This is a genomic window from Emticicia sp. BO119, assembly GCF_013912375.1.
In the GTDB taxonomy this organism is placed as follows: Bacteria; Bacteroidota; Bacteroidia; order Cytophagales; family Spirosomataceae; genus Emticicia.
Genome location: NZ_JACETV010000015.1, coordinates 1 through 25,793 on the forward strand (window position 1 = coordinate 1; position 25,793 = coordinate 25,793).

The 25,793-nt window shown below is 36.8% G+C and carries 23 protein-coding genes and 1 pseudogene; 15 read left to right on the forward strand and 9 right to left on the reverse strand.

Annotated features, from left to right (window positions below; translation table 11 throughout):
- The 6 genes and pseudogenes from H1R81_RS26685 to H1R81_RS26710 all read left to right on the forward strand — a co-directional run.
- Positions 1-114, forward strand: a pseudogene (locus H1R81_RS26685) (IS1 family transposase); the annotation flags it as partial.
- 527 nt (positions 115-641) lie between these two features.
- The gene (locus tag H1R81_RS26690) at positions 642-1,037 is read left to right on the forward strand and encodes a nuclear transport factor 2 family protein (protein WP_181843821.1); all 396 of its coding nucleotides are present in this window, start codon (positions 642-644) and stop codon (positions 1,035-1,037) included.
- 50 nt (positions 1,038-1,087) lie between these two features.
- Positions 1,088-1,966 carry a nuclear transport factor 2 family protein gene (locus H1R81_RS26695; RefSeq protein WP_181843822.1) on the forward strand — a complete coding sequence of 293 codons (879 nt, stop codon included), beginning with the start codon at positions 1,088-1,090 and terminating at the stop codon, positions 1,964-1,966.
- Between the two features lie 248 nt (positions 1,967-2,214).
- Positions 2,215-2,769, forward strand: a complete 555-nt coding sequence (locus tag H1R81_RS26700; protein WP_181843823.1) for an RNA polymerase sigma factor — start codon at positions 2,215-2,217, stop codon at positions 2,767-2,769.
- A gap of 96 nt (positions 2,770-2,865) precedes the next feature.
- Entirely contained in the window at positions 2,866-3,180 is a 315-nt protein-coding gene (locus H1R81_RS26705) for a hypothetical protein (protein ID WP_220275327.1), read from the forward strand.
- A gap of 185 nt (positions 3,181-3,365) precedes the next feature.
- On the forward strand, positions 3,366-4,712 hold the full coding sequence (locus H1R81_RS26710; protein WP_181843825.1) for an FAD-binding protein: 1,347 nt from the start codon (positions 3,366-3,368) through the stop codon (positions 4,710-4,712).
- A gap of 62 nt (positions 4,713-4,774) precedes the next feature.
- Here the strand turns inward: H1R81_RS26710 and H1R81_RS26715 are convergent, their stop codons facing one another.
- From H1R81_RS26715 to H1R81_RS26725, 3 genes are all read right to left on the reverse strand, one after another.
- Positions 4,775-8,071: an exodeoxyribonuclease V subunit beta gene (locus H1R81_RS26715; RefSeq protein WP_181843826.1), complete on the reverse strand. Its 3,297-nt coding sequence runs from the start codon at positions 8,069-8,071 to the stop codon at positions 4,775-4,777.
- Between the two features lie 20 nt (positions 8,072-8,091).
- The gene (locus H1R81_RS26720) at positions 8,092-8,880 is read right to left on the reverse strand and encodes a transglutaminase family protein (RefSeq protein WP_181843827.1); all 789 of its coding nucleotides are present in this window, start codon (positions 8,878-8,880) and stop codon (positions 8,092-8,094) included.
- A gap of 114 nt (positions 8,881-8,994) precedes the next feature.
- A complete protein-coding gene (locus tag H1R81_RS26725) occupies positions 8,995-9,825 on the reverse strand; it encodes an alpha/beta hydrolase (RefSeq protein WP_181843828.1) in 831 nt (276 codons plus the stop codon).
- A 182-nt stretch (positions 9,826-10,007) separates the two neighbouring features.
- On the opposite strand from H1R81_RS26725, the gene H1R81_RS26730 reads away from it, so the two are divergent.
- From H1R81_RS26730 to H1R81_RS26745, 4 genes are all read left to right on the forward strand, one after another.
- On the forward strand, positions 10,008-11,267 hold the full coding sequence (locus H1R81_RS26730; RefSeq protein ID WP_181843829.1) for a serine hydrolase: 1,260 nt from the start codon (positions 10,008-10,010) through the stop codon (positions 11,265-11,267).
- A 63-nt stretch (positions 11,268-11,330) separates the two neighbouring features.
- Positions 11,331-12,590, forward strand: a complete 1,260-nt coding sequence (locus tag H1R81_RS26735) for a serine hydrolase (protein WP_181843830.1) — start codon at positions 11,331-11,333, stop codon at positions 12,588-12,590.
- A gap of 330 nt (positions 12,591-12,920) precedes the next feature.
- Complete coding sequence (locus H1R81_RS26740) at positions 12,921-14,666, forward strand: DEAD/DEAH box helicase (RefSeq protein ID WP_181843831.1); 1,746 nt, start codon at positions 12,921-12,923, stop codon at positions 14,664-14,666.
- A 323-nt stretch (positions 14,667-14,989) separates the two neighbouring features.
- Complete coding sequence (locus H1R81_RS26745) at positions 14,990-15,280, forward strand: hypothetical protein (RefSeq protein ID WP_181843832.1); 291 nt, start codon at positions 14,990-14,992, stop codon at positions 15,278-15,280.
- Positions 15,281-15,509: 229 nt separating this feature from the next.
- Here the strand turns inward: H1R81_RS26745 and H1R81_RS26750 are convergent, their stop codons facing one another.
- The 3 genes from H1R81_RS26750 to H1R81_RS26760 form a co-directional block, all read right to left on the reverse strand.
- The gene (locus tag H1R81_RS26750) at positions 15,510-16,856 is read right to left on the reverse strand and encodes a hypothetical protein (RefSeq protein ID WP_181843833.1); all 1,347 of its coding nucleotides are present in this window, start codon (positions 16,854-16,856) and stop codon (positions 15,510-15,512) included.
- An 87-nt stretch (positions 16,857-16,943) separates the two neighbouring features.
- The gene (locus tag H1R81_RS26755) at positions 16,944-17,822 is read right to left on the reverse strand and encodes a DMT family transporter (RefSeq protein WP_181843834.1); all 879 of its coding nucleotides are present in this window, start codon (positions 17,820-17,822) and stop codon (positions 16,944-16,946) included.
- Positions 17,823-17,832: 10 nt separating this feature from the next.
- Entirely contained in the window at positions 17,833-18,624 is a 792-nt protein-coding gene (locus H1R81_RS26760) for a TatD family hydrolase (protein WP_181843835.1), read from the reverse strand.
- Between the two features lie 99 nt (positions 18,625-18,723).
- Between H1R81_RS26760 and H1R81_RS26765 the strand changes: the two genes are divergently transcribed.
- From H1R81_RS26765 to H1R81_RS26780, 4 genes are all read left to right on the forward strand, one after another.
- A complete protein-coding gene (locus H1R81_RS26765; protein ID WP_181843836.1) occupies positions 18,724-19,473 on the forward strand; it encodes a glycosyltransferase family 2 protein in 750 nt (249 codons plus the stop codon).
- 87 nt (positions 19,474-19,560) lie between these two features.
- A complete protein-coding gene (locus H1R81_RS26770) occupies positions 19,561-20,052 on the forward strand; it encodes a hypothetical protein (protein ID WP_181843837.1) in 492 nt (163 codons plus the stop codon).
- 42 nt (positions 20,053-20,094) lie between these two features.
- Positions 20,095-20,607, forward strand: coding sequence for a metallophosphoesterase (locus tag H1R81_RS26775; protein ID WP_181843838.1), 513 nt, complete (start codon positions 20,095-20,097; stop codon positions 20,605-20,607).
- A 16-nt stretch (positions 20,608-20,623) separates the two neighbouring features.
- Positions 20,624-22,120: a hypothetical protein gene (locus H1R81_RS26780; protein ID WP_181843839.1), complete on the forward strand. Its 1,497-nt coding sequence runs from the start codon at positions 20,624-20,626 to the stop codon at positions 22,118-22,120.
- 4 nt (positions 22,121-22,124) lie between these two features.
- Here the strand turns inward: H1R81_RS26780 and H1R81_RS26785 are convergent, their stop codons facing one another.
- Together H1R81_RS26785 and H1R81_RS26790 are read right to left on the reverse strand one after the other, a co-directional pair.
- Entirely contained in the window at positions 22,125-23,045 is a 921-nt protein-coding gene (locus tag H1R81_RS26785; protein ID WP_181843840.1) for an FAD:protein FMN transferase, read from the reverse strand.
- A 6-nt stretch (positions 23,046-23,051) separates the two neighbouring features.
- Positions 23,052-23,750, reverse strand: coding sequence for a hypothetical protein (locus H1R81_RS26790; RefSeq protein WP_181843841.1), 699 nt, complete (start codon positions 23,748-23,750; stop codon positions 23,052-23,054).
- 167 nt (positions 23,751-23,917) lie between these two features.
- Between H1R81_RS26790 and H1R81_RS26795 the strand changes: the two genes are divergently transcribed.
- Positions 23,918-24,232 (forward strand): hypothetical protein, encoded by a 315-nt coding sequence (locus H1R81_RS26795; protein ID WP_181843842.1) that lies wholly within the window; start codon positions 23,918-23,920, stop codon positions 24,230-24,232.
- 33 nt (positions 24,233-24,265) lie between these two features.
- Here the strand turns inward: H1R81_RS26795 and murC are convergent, their stop codons facing one another.
- Entirely contained in the window at positions 24,266-25,738 is a 1,473-nt protein-coding gene (murC, locus tag H1R81_RS26800; RefSeq protein ID WP_181843843.1) for a UDP-N-acetylmuramate--L-alanine ligase, read from the reverse strand.
- Positions 25,739-25,793: the final 55 nt, after the last annotated feature.

A 25,793-nucleotide genomic window follows, 5' to 3' on the forward strand; every position in this document is an offset into this window, starting at 1 on the left:
TCAAGATTAGTTAGAAAAGCATTGAGCTTCTCTAAATCCTTGGAAAATCATATCGGAGCAATAAAGTACTTTATTTGCAATTATAACCTTGAAAGGAAAGCATTACATTTTTAGGACTACCTAATTTTTAAAGCCACGCCTAAAGAACGTGGCTTTTTTATGGCCTTTATTTTTTTGAAATCTATTGTTAATCAAATGATTAAGTAAATTTTCATTTTATGAAATCCAAATTTTTCAAATATGTGTAAGTATGCATCGAAATGAGATTCAAAAAAGATTTTATTTTTTTCTGTTTTTGAAATCCAGATTTTCAATCCAAGTGTATGTATGCCGAAACTAATCAATCAAACCTTATTCTTGAAATTTTATGAAAACTTATTTACAATCTTTGCCTTAATTCTCCCACGCTTTAATTAACAGATTATTGAGTATCTGATAGGCATATTTGCCAATAATCATCAATCAGAACCAACAGCAGGCGGCTAAATTAACTTTTGGCCGGGAGGCATCTTTTTGCTTAAAACTATGAAAACTAATCTTTTGCTAATGCTTTAATATGAATAAGCTCAAAAAACAATGAGGTGTTAAAAGCCCAAGTCAACTAAACCGAATTCTCCATCTGGGCAGGAGTGATTAAAACAATGAAAACTAACAAAGAAACCGTTGAGGCCATGTATCAGGCCTTCGGACAAGGAAACATTCCATTTATTTTAGGAACAGTAAGCGAGGAATTTACCTGGACTGATCCTTCAAACCCAGCCATTGTTCCACAAGGGGGTACGTTTGTAGGAAAATCAGGATTTTTAGATTTTTTTGAAAAATTAAGTGAAAAAGTGGAAACTACACTTTTTGCAGTAGACAACTATTTAGCTGAAGGCAATACAGTAGTGGCCTCAGGCAGGCATGGGGTTCGTATAAAGACTTCCGGTCAGGATTATACTACAAACTGGATTATGATCTGGGACTTTGAAAATGGAAAACCTATCAAAGGTCGTTCAGTGTTCGATACCAATCAATACGAAGCTCTTTTTGTATAGTATATTTTATTAATCATCATTTTTATCAATTTTTTAAATTCAATCAAACAATGAAAACTATCAAATTACTTTCAATTTTTACTCTTTTTGCGATAATGACATCTGCTGCACAATCGCCTGAATTAATAAAAAAAAATGTAATGGCTGCTTATGAAAGCTTGAACAAAAGAGATTTTGCGATGTTCAAAACCGTTTGTACACCAGATTTTATTGAATATTCTGCCGGCCCAACCCCCATCAAAGGCATTGATGATGCTATAGAGGCTTATAAAGTTTTTATGTCTATTGCTCCTGATATTATGTTTAAAATAACTAACATAACTGTTGACGGAAAACGAGCCATAGTTGAGGTTGAAGTAGCAGGCACAAACACTGCTCCGGTAATGGGTATGTTACCACCTACAGGAAAACAATTCTGGTATAAAGATGTAGATTTTGTGACATTCAACGAAAAAGGATTGGCTACTGGTCATTCTGCTACTAATCCTAATGAAGTATTTCGCCAGATTGGCTATGGATTTTTAGAAAATCCTCACACGCAATCAGTAATGAATCTTTATCAAGCCTTTTCAAAAGCTGATGTTAATGGAATTGTTGCCAATATCAACGAAAAAGTTAGCTGGGATATAACAGATAATCCGATTGTGAAGAATGCAAAAGTATATACTTCTAAAAGTGAGATTCCGATGTTTTTTAAAGAATTGGCAGACGCTTGTGAGCCGACAAAATTTGAGCCTTATCGTTTTGCAGCAGATGGAGATGATGTTTTTGCAGTCATTCATGTGGAGTGGAAATCAAAAGCGAACGGTAAAACATGGGCATCAAACTTTAGCCATCATTTCAAATTTGCAAATGGCAAAATCAGTGAATTTCGTGAACTGACATCAAAACCCTGGGAAGTAAAAGGGAATATGACTGGGATGAAATAACATACTTTTCTGCTTTCGATTGGCAACTTCTCACTTATTGGAGGTTGCCAATCTGGTTTTAGCAATAATCACAATTATCAACTTCAATCTACCACTCCTCTCATTTTTTACTTATCTTTTATTTTCTTAGCCAGAAATAGCCTGCAATAATTTACCGCTTGTAATTCTTATTTACCACTCTTCACGAAAATTACATAAAAATACTCCCAGAGCGTCTTCAAAATCAAATAGCTATGTTTAGATAATTGATGACAACCACCGAACAAAATAAAGAGATTCAGCAAACCATTAGCGGCGAAAGACAGCGACTGTTAGGATTTATCCGACAGCGGGTACCCTCTTTGTCAGATGCCGAAGATGTATTGCAGGAAGTCTTTTACGAGCTGGTGGAAATGTATAGATTAACTAAGCCTATCGACCAGACCGTCGGGTGGTTGTTTACTGTAGCCCGAAATAAAATTAATGATTTTTATCGCAGACGAAAAACTGATGCTTTGGAAGAGGTAATCCAGGGGTCTGGTGAAGATGAAGAAAGGCTATCTTTATTTGATATGCTACCTGACTCCTCTACTCAAGACATTATGATGCAGGAAACTATTCTGGAGGCATTATCTGAAGCCCTGGAAGAATTACCGGGCCATCAACGATTTGTTTTTGAAATGCACGAGTTAGAAGATAAATCTTTCAAAGAAATTTCGACTATGACAGGTGTAAAAGTCAGCGAACTGATTTCGGAGAAAAGGCAGGCTGTTTTATTTTTAAGGGAACGATTGAGATATTTATACAACGATTTGTTTCTATAATAATTTAAAATATTAAACAAAAAAGGGTAGCAAATTACCCATTAAATAGATAAAGAAATGAGAAAATTCTGGTTTTTTAAAGGTTTTGTTTTCATCGTGGCTTTTGTCCTCTTGGGCGGTTTTGTAGTAATGAGTCTGTGGAACTGGCTTATACCCAGTATATTTGGTTTAGGGGTGATTACTTTTGCGCAAGCCTTAGGGCTGCTGGTCTTGTCCAAAATCCTCTTCGGTGGTTTTCGGGGTGGACACTGGGGCGGCGGTTGTGGTGGTGGCCTACAATTCTGGAAACATAGAATGGCGGAGCGTTGGGATAAAATGACACCAGAAGAGCGTCATGATTATAAACAAAAAATGAGAAATGTCTGGGGCAGATGGAATGCAAGAAGAGAAGATAAGGACTTTGAAGATTAAGCAAAACAATTAACAATACGCCCGATGAACAAACAGGGGTGGCAGGTCTGCGTACTTGTCACCCTTGTTTGCATTTAAATAGGTGCAAGTTAATTCATATAACAAAAGCAGTATGTTTTTGCATTTACACAATATTTCTATAACTTGCTCCCCCACTCATAGATACTATCAGACCTTAAAAACCTATGAACAAAAGAACATTTCTGAAAACTTCTTCGGCTTTGGTAACAGGAAGCATCATCTCACAATTAATGGCTTGTAAAGAAAGAGACGCCCGCACCAACTGGGCAGGAAACCTGACTTATAGTACTGATAATGTATATACTCCCAAAACGGTAGAGGAAGTACAGGCAATGGTAAAGAAATATGATAAACTCAGGGCGTTAGGCTCTAAGCATTCTTTCAATACCATAGCCGATAGTATGGATAATCAAATATCTTCAGCAGGATTAAATAAAATTGTAGCTTTAGATAAAGCCAATAGCACAGTTACGGTGGAGGGTGGAATAAAGTATGGCGAATTATGTAAATATCTGGATGATAATGGCTTTGCACTACACAATTTAGCTTCTTTACCACATATCTCTGTTGCTGGTGCTTGCGCTACTGCCACACATGGCTCAGGCGTGAAGAATGGTAATTTAGCAACAGCAGTATCTGCCATAGAGTTTGTTGATGCAAATGGAAATATAGTAAATCTTTCAGCAGCAAAAGATGGAGATTCGTTTCATGGGGCAGTAGTTGGTTTAGGCACATTAGGCATAGTAACTAAACTGACGCTTAATCTGATACCTACCTTTAGCATGAAACAGGTGGTGTATAGGAACTTGCCAATGGGAGAACTGGAAAAGAACTTTGAAACCATTATGTCGAGCGGTTATAGTGTGAGTTTATTTACTGATTGGAGTAATAAGAATGTGAATGAGGTATGGATAAAAAGCCGTTTTGAAGAAACTGATGCTACTACTATTGCTCCCGAATTTTATGGAGCAATGGCCTATACCAAGAATGTTCATCCGATTGAAGCACTTTCAGCTGAGAATTGTACCGAACAAATGGGTGTGAAAGGCCCCTGGTATGAGCGTATGCCACACTTCCGAATGGGCTTTACGCCAAGTAGTGGTAAAGAATTACAGGCAGAATACTTTGTACCATTAGAGCATGGATATAAAGCTATGATGGCCATCGAACAATTGCACGAGCAGATAACCCCTCATTTGTTCATCACAGAAGTACGTACCATGGCGGCAGATGAATTGTGGATGAGTCCTGGTTATCATCAGGCTTGTGCCATTATTCATTTTACCTGGAAACAAGAAAAGGACGCAGTGATGAAATTATTGCCCCTAATTGAACAACAATTAGCGCCTTTTAATGCCCGGCCGCATTGGGGTAAATTATTCACTATGTCTCCGCAGGTGTTACAATCGCGTATTGAGAAATTAGATGATTTCAAAAAACTGATAGCCCAGTATGATCCAAAAGACAAATTCAGAAATGCATTTATCGGGAGGAATCTTTTTGGAAGTTAAAATCAGAATTTGCTTACAAATAGCAGCAACTAAGGTCGCTGTTATTCTTAAAAAACAGTTTTTTAAAAAGAAACACTAATCACATCTGTAGATGCTAAATAAACTATCATAAGTTTCAACTTTTCAAAACCCATTTGTTGATAGAGCTTACCGAAATCTCTTATTTCTTTTATATCTCTTTCTTTCTGGTAGAAATCATTGCTACGCCCGGGTTTATAGTTAATAATATACACCATATCATCTTTGATTACTACACGGTCCGGGCGTGCAATCTCACCATTGGGTAATAAGATTTCCCTTTCATTTTCAATAATCAAGTCTTCTTCGAAAAGAGGCCTTAGAGAAGATAAATTGATTACTGTTTCAACTGCTATTCTCATCTCATTTCCCTCTTTGGTACTAATGATTCCTTCAAATTCCAACTCTCTTAAAGCATTAGGTATATCGTCATGCGTACGGATTTTGGCAAATGCCGCCCGCACTTTATTATATTTATCTTTGCTTTTTTCAAGAGTTTCGGTATCAAAGATTTTCTCAGAGAGCCTTCTTAATCGTAACCTGTCACTACGGTCTTCACTGATAATTCGGTTCAAATAAATCTTTTCCTCAATAATGGGTTGACTGATAGTTTTTTTTATAAAACTACCTTTATTAATTTCATATATATTTAATTCAGGACTGAAGAGGCCTTCTATGGTCAGGAAATCTTTGATTAATTCTCCAACTCCGTGCACATTCTTAAAGTGATTTTTCTGTGAAATAACAAACAATTTATCTGCAGCTCTTGTAAATGCCACATATAACATATTCAGGTTTTCTAAGAATGTTGCCTGTATCTCATCATTATATTGCCCTACCAAATCAGTTAATTTTAATCTTTCACTGAACTTAATAGGAGAGGAGAGCAATCTTGAAAACCTATTGTTTGATTTAGAAGATAGCTCCTCATAATCCAGAACCTCCAGATCACTCCACATTTCTGAATAAGCCAATGGCTTAAGCGACCAGTTTGCATGAGGGATAATAACTACAGGATATTCAAGACCTTTGGAACGATGAATCGTAGTAATGGTAATGGCATTCTGGTCGGCAGGAGATTTTACTGATAGATTTGAACTATCTTTTTTGTCTTCCCAATAAGCTAAGAAATCCTGTAAATGATTACTTTCTTTCAGACTATAGTTCAGTACCACATCTAAAAAACGGAACAGATAGTTTTTCTGGTTAGTACGGTTAAATAAATCAAAGGCATCTATAATTTTTTCAGCTAATTCATAAATGCCTGATTTTATCATGGTAATCGGGTCAAGGTGATAACCATATTTAGCAAAAATCTGATAAAATACTATGGGATTGTTCGCCTCTACTGCTTCCGCAATTTCAGTATTAGCCAGGCTATCGGGTATTCGGTGAAGAATGGTTTGGTAGAATAAATACGCCGCCTCTGATTTCACCAGCCGGTTATCAGGCTGGTTGATAATCTGCATGAATGCCACTAATAAGCGTACCGTTGAGGCGTTTTTGAGGAGTAACGAATCACGTGAAATGATTTGATAGCCTGCGTCAGTCAGGGAGTTCGCCATCATGGCAGATTCTTTATTCCGACGACAGAGAATAGCTATATCTCCCTGACTGTAGCCCTCCTGTAACACTTGCTGAATAATTGCCAGTGTACGGTTAATCATAGCTGTATTCTCTTTTTCATATTCTAAAAACTCTAACTGAATATGTCCACCAGCAAGTGCTTTTACCGGTTTTTCCTGTCTGAAATCCTTATATACATCAGGGAGAAAATGAAAAGCATCGGAGTGTATCTGTAAAATGGCATAAAAAAAACGATTATTAAAATCAATTATTTCCTGAGCACTCCGGTAATTAGTCGTAAGTGATTTAGGAGCGAGGTAATGACCAATGGAAATAAATTGATCTACCTGATGCGTTTGAATCATTGGATTTTCTACAAGTGCTCTTATATTACCTTTAAACAGATGTACAATCAGTTCCATCTTACCTCCTCGCCATCGGTAAATAGCTTGTTTGGCATCGCCTACTATCAGGTTAAAATTATTACCTGCCAGAGAGTTCTCAATAAGTGGTAGCAGATTATAAAACTGCATATCAGAAGTATCCTGAAACTCATCAATCAGCATATGCTTATATTTTTCGCCGATTCGCTCATATATAAAGGGCACTGGTTCTGAAAGAATAATATTCAGAATCTTCCGGTTAAATTCAGCAATAAAAACCTGATTTTTTTCTCCCAATACCTTGTCAAATTCAGTCTTTATCTTTTTTAGTAAAGAGAGCTTACGGAGGTTGGGTCTAAGCAGATTAAAAAGGGTATATTTTTTAAGGTTATTATCTTTAAAATCCTGCATTTCATAAAAAATACTACGCAATTCTTCTTTGATACTATCAATGCTTGCCCGAATAGGCGGAGGTGTCCCCCTTTCACTATACCACTTATCATCTCTGATAGCTGCCCAATGGTAGGTGTTAGGCGAGTCTTTTTTATAATAGTACTCATTCTCAAAGTCTTCACGCATATTATAAAAATAGGCACCTATTCCTTTTCCTTTTTGCGTAAAATCATCTATAATCAACTCCTCGCTTTCAATCAGTTCGGTAGCTCTGGTAGCCAAGCTAATAATAGTATTTTCAAACCATTTCAGATAGGCTTGAATATTATGGGCTATCTCATCAAAATCTTTGTCATCAAGCCCATCAAGTTTTATTAACAAAGAATAATACTGGTCATTAATGAGGTGATTGCCGAACCTCGCTAATTCTTCTGTTACGAAATTCCAGCTTTGCCCATCACCTACTTTTTCTTCTATAAAACTCTCTAAAATGCGCGTAATCTCTTCATGTTCTTCATCACCAGCTTTCTCAATCAACCGCTCTGCGGCTTCGGTCATTACTCTGTCGGTATCCAATACAATTTCATAATTGAAAGGTAAATGCAGTTCTTCAGTAAAAGCAGTAACTAACTGATTCACGAAACTATCAATGGTTTTAACGGCAAAATCAGAATACTCAAAAATGATGTTTCTGAAGATAACTCCGGCTTTTTCCTGAATCAATTCTCTGGAGAGATTAGTTTCCTCTGCAACTTTCTGAAACATATCCCATGATTTCGACTTTTCATTGAAATTAGCTATATCTGAGATTTCTTTCAATGCCTGCAGGATACGATCTTTCATTTCGGTTGCAGCATCATTGGTAAATGTGATCGCTAAAATCTGTTTAAAATAAAAGGGTTTATCACTATTGAGGAATAGTAATTTCAGATATTCTGTAGTTAAGGTAAAGGTCTTGCCAGATCCCGCAGAAGAGCTATATATATTAAATTTAGACATTCAACAATTGTTTAGGAAAGTCATTGTTCTGAAGCTGGTTCTACCGCTACAAACATGGTCTGTAACTCCATGCTTCCGAATTGAGTAGCCAAAGCCACATCGGCGGCATCACGTCCGTATGCCAATACTACTCTATTGCCTTTAGGCTCGGTTTGGGTAGCATCAAAAGTGAACCAACGTTCACCCAGATAGGCCTCAAACCAGGCGTGTAAATCCATTGGTTTTAACTCGTGCAGATAACCAACTACAAAACGGGCAGGAATATTCAGGCTACGACACAAAGCAACGCCTAAGTGAGAGAAATCACGGCATACACCAATACGGCTTTGGGCAGTATCCTGTGCAGAGGTAGAGGCATTGCTATTGCCGTATTCATAAATGATATGCTCATTAATCCATTTTCTGATGGCCTCTACCTGTTCATACCCGGTCTCGGCATTCGCCACAATAGAAGCGGCTAAATTCCCTAATTTATCCGACTCACAATAACGACTTGGCAGTAAATAAATCAGTGAATCGTCAGGTAATTCCTGCACAGGTACAAAATTAGCACTAAAATCTACATCTATCTGGTCAGCAACATCTACTATTGCAGAAGTTTTGATAGTAAAGTTTCCGTCTGGTGTAAAAAGCCTTTGGCAGAGATTACCATATAAATCTGTATATTCAGTTACAGGTACAGTCGGTTCTAATAAATATTCTTCTTTCATAACCCATTGTCCTGCTCCACTTCGTGGACGAAGCATTAATATAAGCGGCGTTTGGTATTCGATTTTATAATCAAGCTGGCAACTGATAGCAAGTTTCATTAATTAATGATGAGTTAGGCATTTTCTTTGATTCGTGTTTAAAGATAATAAAAAATACTGTGCCATATATCTGCCAGGTCATATAGTGTTTTTAAAAGTACGAATAAGGAAAATCTATAGATGCTTTTGTATCCACATCATCATATCGTTCAGAACACTTTGCTTCTCAAATTCATTATGGAGTTCATGAAAGAGCCCTTCATAACTTTTAAAAGTTATAGTGCCTGATAATTGAGAAGCTAATAATTTACTGGCTTCGTAGCTTGTTAACTTGTCTTCTGTTCCGTGCATGAGTAGAACCGGAACAGTTGTATATCTGGCATTTTGCAATAGCCATTCTCCCCATTCTATCAGACTGATACCTACCATACCAGACACCTGATTGTGTACCAGAGGGTCGGCCTTATATTTCTCAATCACTTCATGGTCGTGTGATAGATTCTCTAAATCGAGCGAATTGGCTTGTGTAAAAGACGGGGCAATTATACGGGCTATTTTACCAATAATGAGTAATGGCTTAGGTAACTCAAAGCCCGGACGAACCGCAGGTGAAGTAACAATTACACCACTAATCGTAGGTGTATGCCTGAATAAATAATTGAGTACCAAGGCACCTCCCATACTATGACCGTATAGAAAAACAGGTTTGTCGGGTACAGTTTGTTTAGCTAATTCAAGCAATCGGCTGATTTGTTCCATATAAGCCTCCATCGAATCCGCATGGCCTCTTTTGCCTGTGGTTTGCCCATGTCCATAAGTATCAACAGCTATCACGACGATGCCTTGTGAGGTGAAAAATTCGGCTACATGAGAATATCTGCCACTATGCTCGCCTAAGCCATGCACTAAAGCAATAATTCCTGTGGTTTCCTGCTCAGGTAGCCATTGTTGAAAGAAAATTTTGCGTTGTTTTTTATCGGTTTCAAAGAAAGATTCGTGGGTCATAGATAGGGTTGTTTATTATTTCAAATGTATTCAATTTCTGTGAATAATAGAAGATTTCGCTATAAGCAGGATATTAAATTATTGATTTTTGGAACAAATAATCCTATGAAAATCCATAAGAAACAATATATTTGTTTTCTAAAGTTTATTGATAAACTATTACCTATTCAAACCTATAAAACATGAAATATCTTTATTCTTTTGTTTTCATTATTCTATTTCGCTATTCTTCATTCTCTCAGGCCTTGGGCACAGCTACTCCGGAAAGCCAAGGCATGAATACACAACGATTGCAGCGCATTGATAAAATCGTGAACGAGCATATTGACAAATCGTACCTGTCAGGTGTAGTTGTTCTGGTAGCACGTAATGGCAAAATAGTGTATCATAAAGGTTATGGATATGATGATATAACTGCCAGGACAACCATGGACAAAAATGCGATTTTTCGTATTGCTTCTCAGACAAAAGCCATTACAAGTGTGGCTGTGATGATGCTGTATGAAGAAGGTAAGTTTTTGTTGGATGATCCTATCTCCAAGTATATCCCCTCATTTAAGAATCCAACGGTATTAGATAAATTTAATCCTAAAGATAGTTCTTATACCACTATTCCGGCTAAAAGAGAAATTACCATCAGAGATTTACTGACACATACTTCGGGTATTAGCTATGCAGGCATAGGTACAAGAGAAGCCATAGCTATTTATGCCAAAAATAATATTCCGGGTGGTGTTGATACGCCATTTTATACCCTTGAAGATGCTATCAACAGATTGGCAAAACTCCCTTTAATGCATCATCCGGGTGAGAAATGGACTTATGGATTGAGTACGGATGTATTAGGCTATTTTGTTGAGGTTATGTCCGGAATGAGTTTCGATGCGTTTCTGCGTGAGCGTATTTTTAAGCCCATTGGTATGAGTGATACCTATTTTTATCTGCCTGAGTCTAAATTTAATAGATTAGCTTCTTTATATACAGAAGATAAAGATAAAAAAGTAATGAAAGTTACCTTAGATTATGGAAACTACTCCAAGAAAAAGGGTACTTATTTTTCTGGTGGTGGTGGGCTGGTTTCCACAGTTACCGACTATGCCATGTTTCTGCAAATGTTGCTCAACGGAGGTAAATACAACGGTCAACAATTATTGAGCCCTGTTACCGTAAATATGATGATTCATAACCAGATTGGCGACCTTAGTCTGGGTAATAAAAAATTTGGTTTAGGCTTTGCTTTGACTACTGAGACAGAGGCAGCAAGATTGACACCTTCTATTGGTACTTTTGATTGGGGAGGAGCTTACAGCACAGCCTATTGGGCCGACCCTAAGGAGGGAATCATCGGTATGATTATGACCCAGAAAATACCCAACAGCTACGCAAGCATAGGAGATAAATTCAAAGTTTTAGTTTATCAGGCTATTACGAAATCCAATTAAAATTAATTGAGAGTGTTTTCTAAAGTGCATTCATAAAAAAGTATCTATTCAAACCATATAATCATGAAATATCTCTGTTCCATTATTTTCATTCTCTTTACCCATCATTTTTCTTTTTCACAAACCCTGGTGGCCGCCACTCCTGAAAGCCAGGGTATGAGTACCCAAAGATTGCAACGGATCGATAAAGTTGTGAATGAATATGTTGAGAAATCATATACTGCCGGAGCAGTTGTTTTGGTAGTAAGAAATGGCAAAATAGTGTATAACAAAGGTTTGGGGTATGACGATTTATCAACCAGAAAACTGATGCAAAAAGATGCAATCTTTCGTATCGCTTCTCAAAGCAAAGCCATTGCCAGTGTAGCGGTCATGATGCTATATGAAGAAGGAAAATTTCTATTAGATGATCCTATTTCTAAATATATTCCCTCATTCAAAAATCCGACTGTCTTGGATAAATACAATGAGAAGGATACTACTTATACTACTGTTCCGGCCAGAAGAGAAATCACCATCAGAGATTTACTGACGCATACTTCGGGTATCAGTTATGCTGGCATTGGCACTAAAGAAGCCGTTGCCATTTATGCCAAAAACAAGATTCCAAGTGGGATTGGTACACCTGATTACACATTAGAAGATGCCATTAACCGTTTAGCAAAAATGCCTCTGGTGCATCATCCGGGTGAAAAATGGACCTATGGCTTAAATACTGATGTATTGGGCTATTTTGTCGAAATAATGTCAGGCATGAGTTTCGATTCTTTTTTACATGAGCGTGTTTTTAAGCCTATCGGCATGAATGATACTTATTTTTATCTGCCCGAATCTAAATTCAGCCGATTGGCAGCCCTAAATACAGAAGATAAAGATAAGATGGTGATGAAAGTAACTGGCAACCAAGGTAACTATCCAACACAGAAAGGTACCTACTTTTCGGGTGGAGCAGGGTTGGTTTCTACTGCCACTGATTATGCCATGTTTTTGCAGATGTTGCTGAATGGAGGTAAATATAACGGGCAACGATTATTAAGTCCCATTACCGTAAACATGATGATTCATAACCAGATAGGCAACCTTAGCGTAGGCAATAATAAGTTTGGTTTGGGTTTTGGACTGACTACAACTGCCGAGGCAGCCAGGATTCCCCCATCAGAAGGAACGTTTGATTGGGGCGGATACTATGGCACTACTTATTGGGCTGACCCAAAAGAGGGAATTATCGGTTTGATAATGACTCAGAAAGTGCCAAACAGCTATGGAGATCTGGGAGAAAAATTCAAAGTGCTGGTTTATCAGGCCATTACAAAACTAAACTAATTGGATAAATAATATTTGATATTAGAATAGTGATTTTTTGTGTGTCAAAAATCACTATTCTAAAAAAAATACAATTATTTTTGCAAAATCCTTGGCAAATTGTAAGATTTGTATTACTTTTGCAAAAGTTTTAAAAAGGCACATCCGTATGGGACTCTGCAGTAATAAAATTTCGACACAAAGAGTTTCTCTTTCTTTCAAATTCCTTTCAGAGCAGGCAACGGGTGGTTCTCATCGTTCGCTTTATTATTTTTTTCGGCATTCGGGGCAGTCACGGTTATGCGTGAGAACGGCAGTGTAGGTTCCGACTTAACAAATATCTTATCCTTGATGGAAGTAGTAAAATTTTCCGAGCTCCCGCTTTCGGAGTATGTTCTTCGTGCGGTCGAAGAGCTGGGTTTTGAGTATGCAACCCCTATACAGTCAGCCGCAATCCCGGTAGTTATGCGTGGTGGCGATGTAATCGGTCAGGCGCAAACAGGAACAGGCAAAACTGCAGCCTTTGGTATTCCGGCCATAGAAGCAGTTGATGAAACAGATAAAAGTACACAAGTGTTAATTATGTGCCCGACTCGCGAGTTGGCACTTCAGGTAAAAGAACAAATCCAGAAATTAGCCAAGTACAAAAAAGGATTGAATGTAGCAGCCATCTATGGTGGTGAGTCTTACGAGCGTCAATTCCTGGCATTAAAGAAAGGTTCGCAGATTGTTGTAGGTACGCCAGGCCGTATCATGGATCACATGGAGCGTAAAACTTTGGTTTTAAGCGATATTAAATTGGCTATCCTTGATGAAGCTGATGAAATGTTGAACATGGGTTTCCGTGAAGATATTGAAAAAATATTATCTTTTGCACCTACTGAAAGACAAACCTTGTTGTTTTCGGCAACAATGTCTCCAGAGATTCTTTCGATTACCAAACGTTTTCAGAAAAATCCTGAAATCGTTAGAACATTGAAAAAAGAAGTGTCAAACACCAACATCGAGCAGTTTTTCTTTGCTGTACGTAAAGAAGCGAAAATGGAAGTGATGACTCGTTTGATAGATGTACATGATTTGAAATTGATGCTGGTATTTGCCAATACCAAATCAAAAGTAGATGAAATTGTAAGTGATTTACAAGTACGCGGCTATGCAGCAGAAGGTCTTCATGGCGATATGCGTCAGCAGGTACGTACACAAGTAATGAGTAAATTCCGTGCAGGGGTAACCACTATTCTCGTTGCAACTGACGTAGCTGCCCGTGGTATTGACGTATCGGGTGTAGATGCAGTATTTAACTTTGATGTACCACAGGATTTAGAATATTACGTGCACCGTATCGGTCGTACTGGCCGTGCAGGTAAAACCGGAAAAGCATTTATGCTTATCTCTGGTCGTGACAAATACCGTTTGCGTGATATTGAGAACTATACTAAAGTAAAAATCGAACAAGGAAAAATCCCTACGTTCAACGAATTAGTAAAAACCCGTCACCGTAAATTCCTGGAGCAAATAAAAGAAACATTGCTTTCGGGTGTTGATAATTTCTATGAGGATATTGTTGGTGAATTGAGCGAAGAAGGGTATTCTGATGCACAAATCATGGCAGCTTTAATTAAAATGCAGGTAGGTGCAGTGAAGAGCGAATTCTCCGATGCACAACTATCTGACAGCTACCGTGAGCCAAGAACTCAACAGGATTCAAGATTTGAAAGAAGAGATTCAAGAAGCCCTTATGGTAGCAGAGATGGCGGTCGCCGCGAGTATGGAAGTGGCAACAGAGACCCACGTGGTGGCGAACGTCGTTTTGAACCAAGAGAAAGACGTCAGGAAACTGGTGCTCGCGGTTCAGGCAGAACAGACATGGTACGTTTGTTTATCAGCTTAGGCCGTAAAGATAACGTCGCTCCGAACCATATTGTAGGAGCTATTACTTCAGAAGCCCGTATTGCTGGTCGCGCTATCGGACAAATTGATATTTATGACAAATTCAGTTTTGTAGAGGTACCTCAGCAAGATGTAAAACGCGTATTGGATGGTATGCAAGGCAAAACTATCAATGCACGTGAAGTAAATATGGAAATTGCGAAGTAATTTTCGTAGAATGATAAAAGAAAAGCACGAGGCCGTAAGGATTCGTGCTTTTCTTGTTTTATATATCTATAATGCTACTTTTAGGGTATTAATTAACCAGAGATTAATTGGTTTTTGAAAGCGCATAAACTATTATCGATAGGTACTTGAATCTAAACAATAAAAATTTTCGGTAATTTATCTGCTGGCGCATAATCTGGTATTAAGATTGATAGAGTAAATACTTATTGTTCATAAAAACTACTTTTTTTATTAAAGAAAGTAGTTTTTTACGAATAATAAGTTATATTTGGTTAATCTTACCCTTTAAATACTAACCCCTTATGAAAACATGTAGTTTAATTGCTAATATCATTATGCTCGTCATCCTGATCCCTTCTGCTTTAGGTGCAATTATGTCTCCTTTTGTATTTGATTCAGGTGCCAGTAATAGAACATGGTGGATTTTCGGAACTCTTGTTGCTTTACCTATCTTAATTATCCTATCACAAATTGTTTCTTGGATTGCATACGTGCGTCACAATTATGACTTTGCTTTTAAAGTAAGTTTACTGCCAGTGTTAGATATTTTAATGATAATCGTTCTTTTTGCGGTAAGTAGTGATTTGAAGTAGAAATGTAAAAACATTAAAAAGCCTGAAAACAATCGTCGTTTTCAGGCTTTTTTGTTGATCTTGTCTGAAATTTGCTTTAACTGAATATTATGGTTTTTATGAAGTCGATAATAAATTTATTAATATATAGTGATTTAAATAATTTGTCAGACTTAAGAATTGAATTTTAATCATCATAGATCTGTAAAATCAGGTCAATCAAAGTTTAGACAGAATCACTCAATAAATTCTACTCCTCAAAATAATACCCGAATATTATCCCCATTTCATCTTCGGTAGTTAGCCCGAATCTGACGGTTTTATCCGTTGTATTATTGTAGGTGATTCTTGAAGTTAGTCCTTCACCTTTTTTCAGAGAAATATAGGGCGTATAATTTATTTTCTCAGGGTGTTCCCAGTTAGTTGAGGTATAAACTACTTCACCGTCCCGGCTACCGCCTTTAATTACTATTTCAAATTTTTCTCCTAATTTATGGGTGTGAGAAAACAACATGGCTACTTTAATATTTTTATCAAAAGTAAAAGTTTTTGAAATAACTGTTCTTTGTTTGGGTGGAATCGTCAGATTATTATTAGCAAGGTCTAATACTTTGAGCGTATTTTTTACATTAGCCTTATTGGTTGTATAAAGATTAATATATACTTCTCCCGGAATCGCAGTTGTCCCCTTGTTAAAATAATGAGAGTTCATATCAAAAGTGGCATTTGGGGCTATTTCTACTGCCGTTCCTTGCGGAAAAGTATAGTCCATATTAGCTTCACTTCCACCAAAATTAAAGACATGATTACCCATTTGCTGAAAGGTAACAATATTCAGTGAACCATCTGGATTTCGCAAATCACGTACCTGATTTAAAGGAGCCAAATTATTGGGGTCTCTGAAACCATATAAAATAAAATGATGACTACCCGGACGCATTTTTATCTGAATTCTGTTTATATAAGCTGTTTCGGTATTACCTAAAGGTTTTCTTACAAATAGTTCTCTTTCAAAATTAGGAGCTACGTCAAATTTATCCAATCTCATCTGGTAGCCCTCTACAGGAGGTGGCAATGCTTCAAATGGTATTGTATTACTTGGTGTGGTGTCATCTAATAGTTTGGCATCTGCCACATTCCCTTTTTCAGGAGCTCCGGCCTCAATCCATCTTCTGATAAATTCTATTTGTCCTGCATACAATGGTTCGTTACCCAAAGGCATTGTGCTACCATAATTTTTACCGCCATGATGGCTATTATCGGCATTGAGTTTATGGAAAAATAAACTTTGTAATGAATTAAAGGCCTTCACTAATTTTAAACCGTCTTTTCTCGCTTCATCGTTTTTCGGATCAATCTCATAGAGATTATTATAAGCTTTCCCCTTAGCTAATACCAGGTTATGCTGAGCAAAAGCACCATCTTTTTCTGAGAAATGGCATCCCTGTACAGCACATGACTTTGTAAGTATTTTATCCTGTATTAAATCAAAGCTGGATATTTCTGAATCAACAGATTCTTGTTTGCTACAGGAGTTCATGAGTGAAAGACATAAAATCGTGGCAATAGCAAGGGTAGTAAAAATTGTATATCTCATATAATAAGTCGGGTAAATACTTTTAACGTAAATATCTGCTTTAAATATGTGTTTCGGCTGAAAAACTGATAAATAGTTAACTACAAACTACTTGCCACTTTTTTTAGAGATTTTTTCAAGTTGTCCTAAATATAACCCTGCAATTACCAGAGCAGTACCTGAAAAAGTATAGCTGGAAATTGGCTCATCAAGCAATATATAAGCATAAATAAACCCGAAAATAGGACATAGGAATAAGAAAAAAGAAGCTTTAACAGGGTCAATTTCTAAAAGATATAGCCATAATTGTACTGCCAGTATAGAAACAGGGAAGATCAGCCAAAGGACTGATAAGGTAAAATTAAGGTCGTAATTATTGGGTTCTTTATGTAATAGAAAGGTAAGAGGCAACATCAGAAGTCCTCCTAAAAATACCTGCCAGCCATTAATAGCTGTTCTTGATAATTTCCAGTCAATTTTGGAATAATAAATAGTACCTACAGAATACGAAACCATACTCAGAAACATATAAAAAATCCCTAAAGGAGTAGCAAAGCTTTTTTGCAGAAGCGGGTAAGTGGCAAGAGCTACACCCAATAACCCTAATAAAACAGCCAGCCATTCAGCACCTTTTACCTGACGACCCATCCAGAAGGCCGAAATAATACTGATAAATAATGGATTGGTAGCCGTAGACAGACTTCCGATACCCGCCGCCACTTCTTTAATACCTAATACAAAGAAACTCAGATAAAGAGTAACATTTAATAAGCCAAACAGGGTCAATTCCCACCATTCCTTACCTTTAGGCCAACGGTCTTTCTGAACAATAAAAGCATAAGCAAGCATAATAAGCCCTGCCACCAGAAAGCGCACCTGAAAAAGTACCAATGGCTCAACAGAGCGAAGACCAAATTTTGCGGCAGCCGAAGCTGAAGCCCATGAAGCGGCAAAGAGAATGCCTAATAAAAGGAGTTTCAGGTTCAATGTTCAGGTATTATTTGCGTATCAAATGTAAGGCATTTTCAGTAGTTTGTTGTACTACTTCCTGAAAAGAAACCTGCTTTAATTCGGCTATTCTCCGGGCTACGAGCTCAATATAGGCTACTTCATTTCTTTTTCCTCTGTGTGGTACAGGTGCTAAGTATGGAGCATCGGTCTCCAATACAATGTATTTTAAATCAACAGATGGCAGTACTTTATCCATGCCTCCATTTTTAAAGGTAACTACACCGCCGATTCCCAATAAAAAGTTCAGCCCGATCACCCTTTGTGCTTCTTCTAAATTGCCCGAGAAACAATGGAAAATACCTCTTAAATCACTCCAGCCAAATTGCTCAATCAGTTCAATACATCTCACTATGGCATTTAGTTCGCCATTTTTTGAATTACGTGAATGAATACAGATAGGAAGATTATACTTCTTTGCCAGACGCAACTGAGCGATAAAGGCTTCCTCCTGCTGTGGTACAAAGTTTAAATCCCAGTAGAAATCTATTCCAATTTCTCCAATCATCGGGAATGGCCTCAAATGACTTCTGCTGAGTAAGTTTTCAACAATATACAGCTCCTGCTCATAGTTTTCTTTAATATAACATGGGTGAACCCCTATCATAGGAAGACAAACATCCGGATATTGATTTTCCAATGCCAGCATGCCATTAATAGTTTCATGGTCGCAGTTGGGCATCCAGATTTGTTTTACCCCTGCGTCAAATGCTCTTTTGAGCATGTCATCTCTGTCTTCATCAAACTGGTCGTCGTAAATATGTGCGTGGGTTTCTATCATTTAATAATCATTTTTTTACAAAATTACACCGTTAAAATTGCAAACAATAGTACTTTTGAAAAATCAAAAAATTGAACAAATAGTTTCAAACCATATTCGATGAATCTTTCAGTAGCAATTACAACCTTTAATAATACCCGAACAATAAGACAAGTCTTAGAAGCAGTAGCAGGCTGGGCCAACGAGATAGTAGTATTAGACAGCGGCAGTACTGACGGTACATTAGAGATTGCTAAAGAATTTGGGTGTCAGATTTATTATCGTAAGTTCGAAGGTTATGGTGCACAAAAACATCATGCGGCTACACATGCCAGAAACGATTGGGTTTTAGTGGTAGATTCAGATGAAGTAGTAACTAAAGAATTGAGAGATGAAATTGATGCTTCATTAGCAACAAATACTGAGTACCGTGGTTATATGGTGCCAAGCACAATTGTATTTTTAGGAAAAATACTGCATTATGGGAGAGAGTATAAAATGCCTCGCTTACGTCTATTCAATAAGAAATACGGCAATTTTAATCTGAAAGATATTCACGAAGAGGTAGAATTAGATGGGAAAGTAAAAACTCTGGAAAATCATGTTTTGCATTATAGCTATGCTGATGTAACCGATTGCTTTCAGAAGGTAAACAGTTATTCTTCCAGAATGGCTTTACAATTGCATGAAAAGGGCAAACGCGCATCTGTTCTGAAAATTGTTACCAAATTTCCGATTACTTTCTTTGTTGAATACTTTATAAGGTTGAATTTTCTTAATGGTTACAGAGGCTTTGTGTGGGCATTTGCGCAGACAGTATATGCTACTTTGAAGTATATTAAAATGAGAGAATTGCAACAGAAAAACTAAATATTAGAGTACCTAAATTGTAAAAAACCTTGGAATAAGGATTTTCAGCGTTGAAGAGAAAAGATGTTAATAAAATAGAGTAAGTTAATGGAATCATTTTATAACTATCCTATAGTTGAGGGTGTTGGCATTGGTGGAATAAAAATTGGAGAGAAAATGGATGCTTCAAATGAAATATTCCCGTTTCTTAAAAAAGTGCACAAAGAAAGTGATAAAATCAGTTTAATATATACTTATAATGATATCATTACAATATACTGCAAAAAAGACACTAAACTGATTTATAAGATTAATGTACAAAAAGGCTATTTAGGCAAGTTCAAAAACTTAATAGGTATTGGTGATATATTTTATGATTTAATCAGTTTAAAGACAGAATTACTTTTTGATGACTTTGATTATGTATTTTACTTAGAGAATTATAGAGGAATTTGTTTTGAATCGAATAGTATTGATGTGTCTTCTATTGATTTGAAAATCTTAAAAATTGATTTTATTACGGTTTACGATAGGACTTTAGATACTGATGAGTCTATAGATAATTTAGTTACTGTATCTACAAGTAATCTATTTAATTAGCTCCGAACACTTCTATAATTACTCTGAAAATCTTCTTATTATATGACTACCATCGGGCTTATATCAGACACTCATGGCTATTTAGACGAACAGGTTTTTGAGCATTTCAAAGATTGTGATGAGCTTTGGCATGCAGGTGATGTGGGTTCGGTAAAAATCATTGAGCAATTGCAGGCTTTTAAACCCACCCGATTTGTATTTGGGAATATTGATTCAAAAGAAATCCAATGGCAATTGCCCGAGCACCAGTTTTTTACACTCGAAAACTTTAACATCTGGATGACTCATATCGGTGGCGCACCTCCCAAGTATAATCCGGCAGTAAAGAAAAAATTCAAGGAGCAGATACCTGATATTTTCGTTTGTGGGCATTCACATATCCTGCGTGTATTGAGAGATGAGAAAATGAATAATATGATGTATATGAACCCGGGAGCTGCCGGTAATGAGGGCTTTCACAAAGTAAAAACTTTATTAAAATTTACTTTAGATAATCGAAAAATGTCTAACTTAGGGGTGATAGAGTTAGGGAAGAGAGGTGCAATAACTCGTTGATTTAAGATTAGCTATTATGAAAAGCACAGATAAACGTTATTTACTGATTTTTACTTTTTTTTTACTACTACCTTTTTCAGTTTCTGCACAATTGGTACAAGGAAAAAGAATAGAGTTTGACCTGAATAGTAGTATGGACGAAGACCATCAATTGTTCTCTTTACAAGAAAATGGTGTATTACTATTTCATTCAATAGAAGATGTGTACCGTCGGAAAATGACGATAGATTTCCATAAATATGATAGCACATTGACAGAACTATGGAAAGCCAGCTTTGTTCCTGAAGATGAATTTTTATTGAACAAGACCTTTCAGAATGAGCGGTTTTTGTTTGTTCTATTCAAAAAGAGAGAAAGAACTGACATTCGGGTGTTAAGATTAGATTTAGAAACAGGCGACAAAACCTACGTAGAAGGCAATTTGCTGACCAATATGGACATTGAGCATTTTACCGTTTTGCAAAGTAAGGCTTTTATTGGAGGCAAATATAATGATCGCCCCGTGGTAGTGATGTTCAGTTTCTTCGATAAAACTTCTAAGGTTTTGCCAGAGATTCATGCCAATCATTTGATGATCAGTGAAATGGATGTAAGTGCCAGAAATGAAGTAGTATATGTAATGCTGAAAAACGAACGGAATTGCCAGTATATCATAAAAACGTATTCTTATGAAGGCAAACCACTCAATTCGGTAGGCTTAGGAGATAAACAAAGAACACCTATTTCGGGCAAAATACTGAATATGGATAATGGAACGCCTTTGTTGCTGGGCAATTATGCCGAGGGGTGTTCTCCACTTTCTATTGGTATCTATATGCAGAATCTATCTAATGATTCAAAAATACAATATATAGATTTTTCTGATTTACAGAATTTCTTCAGTTTTATGACCCCGAAGAAAGAAGAAAAAATAAAAGAGAAAATAAGGCTTAAAAAAGAAAGGGGAAAGGAAGTGAAGCTAAGAAACAGATTATTGTTGCACGATATAGTAAGCACCCCGGAAGGCTGGATATTAATTGCAGAAGTGTTTTACCCTGAATATAAGGCACCTGCCAATAATGGTTTTAGTAATTGGCGGAGCTACCGTATTGGCAACGATACCTACAATAATTTTCGCTATACTCATGCTATTCTTTGTGGTTTTGATCATAATGGAAAATTATTGTGGGATAATAGTATTTCACTTAAAGATGTTCAGGGTAGTGAATTAAGTCCTAAAGTACAGATTACCCGACAGGAAGATTTTCATATTCTGGCTTATCCTGATGAAGATCTGATTAAAGCAGTAGTTGTAAATAAAGATGAGAAGATAAAAGATCTGGAAAGTTTTGATTTAAAAACCAATTCAGATAAAGAAAAAATTACAGATACTGACCGCACAAATCTGATTGCGTGGTATGGACAGAGTTTTTTAGCTTATGGCTATCAGAGCATCAGAAAAGATAATTTAACAAGCCGCGAGGTCTTTTCTATCAGTAAGCTTACTTATACCCTTAAAAACGGAAAACAATAACCTGTCAGAGTGCTATAGCTTTCATTTTCTTAAGCAATACCATACCTTTTTTCTTATCCATTAGATATATCGCTTTTGATAACCATTCTGAACTCGTACCATCTTTACTGATAATAGTTACCTGTTTCATTTCAGTAGTGCCTATACCTGTCTTTGGGTCTATGATGTGTGAGTATTTTTTCTCGTTTATTTCCACAAACTGATACATATCTCCAGAGGTCGACACGCCGCAATTTTTCAGGTAATAGTCTTTTGCATTGATAATAACTTTCCATCCTTTTTCTTGATGAGGCGGATTTGAAATAACAATATTTCCACCGGCCTCAATCATGGCCGAGGTTATACCATTTTCTTGAAGTGTTTTCATCATTTCATCTTCCGCATAGCCTTTGCCAATTCCTCCGAAATCAATTCGCATTCCTTTCTTCTTTAGCATAACAGATTGTGTGTTAGTAGCAAGAGCAATATTATCTATACCAACTTTTGCCCTTGCTTCAGCAATCTGGGTCTCAGAAGGCAATTGTTTCTGGCGTTTCATGCGTCGCCACAGCTGTGTCATAGGGCCAATCGTAATATCAAAGTTATTGTCAGACATACGAGCTCCTTTAATAGATTCCTTAATAATTTTCCATAAATCATTGCTCACTTTTATATAAGTTTCTGTACCTGATGTTCGGCACAAACGATTAATCTCACTATCCTCCCGATAATCGCTCAATATCATATTTAAAGTATCTAAACGAACAAATGCTTTCTGTGAGGCAGCTGATGCAGTGGCAGAATCAGGCGCATATAGCATAATTCTGAATTGTGTACCCATTTGTAGATGTGTAAATTCATAGTAAGTCTGTGAATAGGTATAATGGCAAAAAAAGAGGAATAAGCCTAAAAAGCTATTCCTCCTGTTCAAGATTTTTTTTAACATATATGCTTACTTAATTTCAAATAAAGCATCCGCTAAATTAGTATTTGCTTCAATTTTAGAGGCAGATAGAGCCAGTTGCATCATGCCCATATCCTGATTTAGTTTGTGCGCAAATTTTACACCGTTTACCTCTTTGTAATCAGTGAAATCAGAAGTAATCGTTTGTGAACCCATCGGAGTTTCAGCCGTGATGACCTGACGAATTTTCAATCCTGTTGCAGCATCATAATATTCAGTCATTTTTACACTTCCAATAGCCACATCAATTTTATGAGCATCAGTAGCATTTACTTTTTCTTTTCCGGCATAGGTTAATTTTGCACCCATTGCTGCATATTCTGACTCTGGTACAATAACAGCTTGCATCGCAACAGCTTTTACTTTTTCAGGGTCTGTAATATCTTCTGAGCCTTGCATACCACTTGCACGGACTTTCGTGCCGTCGCATACCTGTTTTTGTACTTCTCCCATACCGGTTACATTTACAGCCTGTATGAACTTATTAGGAGATTTTTTCTGTATTACAACCTCTAAGTTTGCTCCTTGTACTTCTCCTGTAAAGGTCATGGTTAAATCTTTTATTTTTGATATAGCATCTTTACCACCAATAGCCGTAACATAGTTATTGATTACTTCTTCAGCCGTTTGTGCAAAAGATATTGTGCTTAGAAGAAATGCCGATACAAAAAGACTAATTTTTTTCATCGATTGATTAAGTTAATGTTTAAAACTGTCGTAAAGGTGTAAAAGGATTTGAAAGTTTCCTAATATTTTTAGGATAATTGGACTTTTGCAATGAATTGTGGTATATTAAACGAGGTTTACTCATTTAATATTTCAAATACCTCAGAATCATTATTATTTTTGGTAATATGATTATAATAAAAGGCATTCCTTTCAGAAAAATAAATGGTATTACGCTCTTTCCATTTATCATTGTGAGACCTAAAAAACCCAATGATGTATTGTTAAATCATGAGCGGATTCATATCTGGCAGCAATTAGAACTTTTGATAATACCATTTTATATCTGGTATGTAGCCGAGTGGTTGTATCACTATGCACAATGCAGGCAATGGTGGGTTGCCTACAGAAGAATAAGTTTTGAGAAAGAAGCCTATCTGAATGAAGCAGATCTGAACTATCTGAAAAAAAGGAAACTGTGGGCTTTCCTGAAATATAGATAGGGGAAGCCAAAAGCTACCCCTATCATAGAGCTGTTATTCGTTATTAAATACTTTCTTGAATTGAGTAAGCAAACCAGACCACGAATTATCTTCTTTCTGTTCTGAGATTACTTTTACCTTCGGAAACTCCTCTTTTACCTCTTTTTCTAAAATTCTTTTGGCCAATTCAGGTAAAACCAAACCGCCAAATGTGCCTGATGACATCATCAGAAGATTTGTCTGAAACCAGTTTTGTTCCAACAGAAAATCAACAATTTGCTCTCTTTCTGTAAATACCAACAATTTATCATCTCCAAAAGCTTTTTTGATTTCATCTGGCGAAATAGGAGGCATACGTCTCATTTCGAGCGTGTGAGGAGAGTAAAAAACCACAGCCGTGTCGGCATCATCCATCGTACCTTCATACTGTGGTAGAAAATCTTTATTCAAACTGCTGAATGTATGCAATTCATAACACGCAATTAACCGACGGCTATTATAAAGCGATTTGGTAGCATTGGTTGTTGCTTTTAATTTTGATGGAGCATGTGCAAAATCTCTGAATATCAATGTATTAGCATTTTCGCCTAATTTTTCAAGGCGTTTTGAGGCTCCTTTGAAGTGTTTAATGGCTTCATAAAACTCTTCGTCAGTTATTCCCAAACGATCAAGGATAATCTTGGCACCGTTCAGATTTTTCATATTATGTTCACCAAAAATCTCAAGAGGTACCTCTGTTTTGCCTACCAGCAATATGCACTTGCCATTTTCTACTTTATAAGGGTGTGCTTTATAAGGGAATCTGCCTACATCAGGACGGTCTTTAGCACCAATTACTTTTACAATATCATCGGTTTCGTCATAGATGATGGCACCCGCTTTAGGCAGCCCGTCAGCCAACTCTTCAAAGGTCTGTACGTAGCTATCAAAAGTCTTGAATATGTTGAAGTGATCCCAGGCAATACCACTAATCAAGCACACATGTGGGTGATAAAACAAGAACTTCGATTTCAAATGAACTTTTGATTCCGGGTATTCATCACCCTCGATAATAATGACAGGCGATTCATCATCAAGATTTACCATTACATCAAAACCTTCAATCTGAGCACCTACAAGGTAGTCAAATTTACGGTTATAGTATTTCAGCACAAACAAAATTATACTGGTAATACTTGTTTTACCGTGGCTTCCGGCAATTACCACACGCAATTTGTTAAGGCTTTGCTCATAAATATATTCCGGGAAGGAATAGACTTTTAATCCTAATTCCTGAGCTTTGGATAATTCAAGGTTATCAGCAAAAGCATGCATACCTAAAATAACAGCGTCTAAATCTTTGGTGATTTTTTCAGGAAACCACCCCAATTCCTCAGGTAAGATACCAGCCTCTGCCAATCGGCTTTTTGAGGGGTCATTTATTTCATCGTCTGAACCAGTTACGATATATCCTTTTTTATGAAGTGCAAGCGCCAGGTTGTGCATCACAGCGCCCCCTATAGCAATAAAGTGAATTTTTTGGCTCATTTATAACAAGAATTTCACAAACCCAAACGTTTCGTAAGTGGTTTATCTTTTGGGT

Coding starts and splice junctions, on each gene's coding strand:
- H1R81_RS26730 (WP_181843829.1), top strand. CDS start 10,008: ATGAAATATCTTTATTCTTTTGTTTTCATTATTCTATTTCGCTATTCT.
- H1R81_RS26775 (WP_181843838.1), top strand. CDS start 20,095: ATGACTACCATCGGGCTTATATCAGACACTCATGGCTATTTAGACGAA.
- H1R81_RS26700 (WP_181843823.1), top strand. CDS start 2,215: ATGACAACCACCGAACAAAATAAAGAGATTCAGCAAACCATTAGCGGC.
- H1R81_RS26795 (WP_181843842.1), top strand. CDS start 23,918: ATGATTATAATAAAAGGCATTCCTTTCAGAAAAATAAATGGTATTACG.
- H1R81_RS26725 (WP_181843828.1), bottom strand. CDS start 9,825: ATGACCCACGAATCTTTCTTTGAAACCGATAAAAAACAACGCAAAATT.
- H1R81_RS26765 (WP_181843836.1), top strand. CDS start 18,724: ATGAATCTTTCAGTAGCAATTACAACCTTTAATAATACCCGAACAATA.
- H1R81_RS26790 (WP_181843841.1), bottom strand. CDS start 23,750: ATGAAAAAAATTAGTCTTTTTGTATCGGCATTTCTTCTAAGCACAATA.
- murC (WP_181843843.1), bottom strand. CDS start 25,738: ATGAGCCAAAAAATTCACTTTATTGCTATAGGGGGCGCTGTGATGCAC.
- H1R81_RS26750 (WP_181843833.1), bottom strand. CDS start 16,856: ATGAGATATACAATTTTTACTACCCTTGCTATTGCCACGATTTTATGT.
- H1R81_RS26720 (WP_181843827.1), bottom strand. CDS start 8,880: ATGAAACTTGCTATCAGTTGCCAGCTTGATTATAAAATCGAATACCAA.
- H1R81_RS26690 (WP_181843821.1), top strand. CDS start 642: ATGAAAACTAACAAAGAAACCGTTGAGGCCATGTATCAGGCCTTCGGA.
- H1R81_RS26760 (WP_181843835.1), bottom strand. CDS start 18,624: ATGATAGAAACCCACGCACATATTTACGACGACCAGTTTGATGAAGAC.
- H1R81_RS26770 (WP_181843837.1), top strand. CDS start 19,561: ATGGAATCATTTTATAACTATCCTATAGTTGAGGGTGTTGGCATTGGT.
- H1R81_RS26780 (WP_181843839.1), top strand. CDS start 20,624: ATGAAAAGCACAGATAAACGTTATTTACTGATTTTTACTTTTTTTTTA.
- H1R81_RS26785 (WP_181843840.1), bottom strand. CDS start 23,045: ATGTTAAAAAAAATCTTGAACAGGAGGAATAGCTTTTTAGGCTTATTC.
- H1R81_RS26695 (WP_181843822.1), top strand. CDS start 1,088: ATGAAAACTATCAAATTACTTTCAATTTTTACTCTTTTTGCGATAATG.
- H1R81_RS26715 (WP_181843826.1), bottom strand. CDS start 8,071: ATGTCTAAATTTAATATATATAGCTCTTCTGCGGGATCTGGCAAGACC.
- H1R81_RS26735 (WP_181843830.1), top strand. CDS start 11,331: ATGAAATATCTCTGTTCCATTATTTTCATTCTCTTTACCCATCATTTT.
- H1R81_RS26740 (WP_181843831.1), top strand. CDS start 12,921: ATGGAAGTAGTAAAATTTTCCGAGCTCCCGCTTTCGGAGTATGTTCTT.
- H1R81_RS26710 (WP_181843825.1), top strand. CDS start 3,366: ATGAACAAAAGAACATTTCTGAAAACTTCTTCGGCTTTGGTAACAGGA.
- H1R81_RS26745 (WP_181843832.1), top strand. CDS start 14,990: ATGAAAACATGTAGTTTAATTGCTAATATCATTATGCTCGTCATCCTG.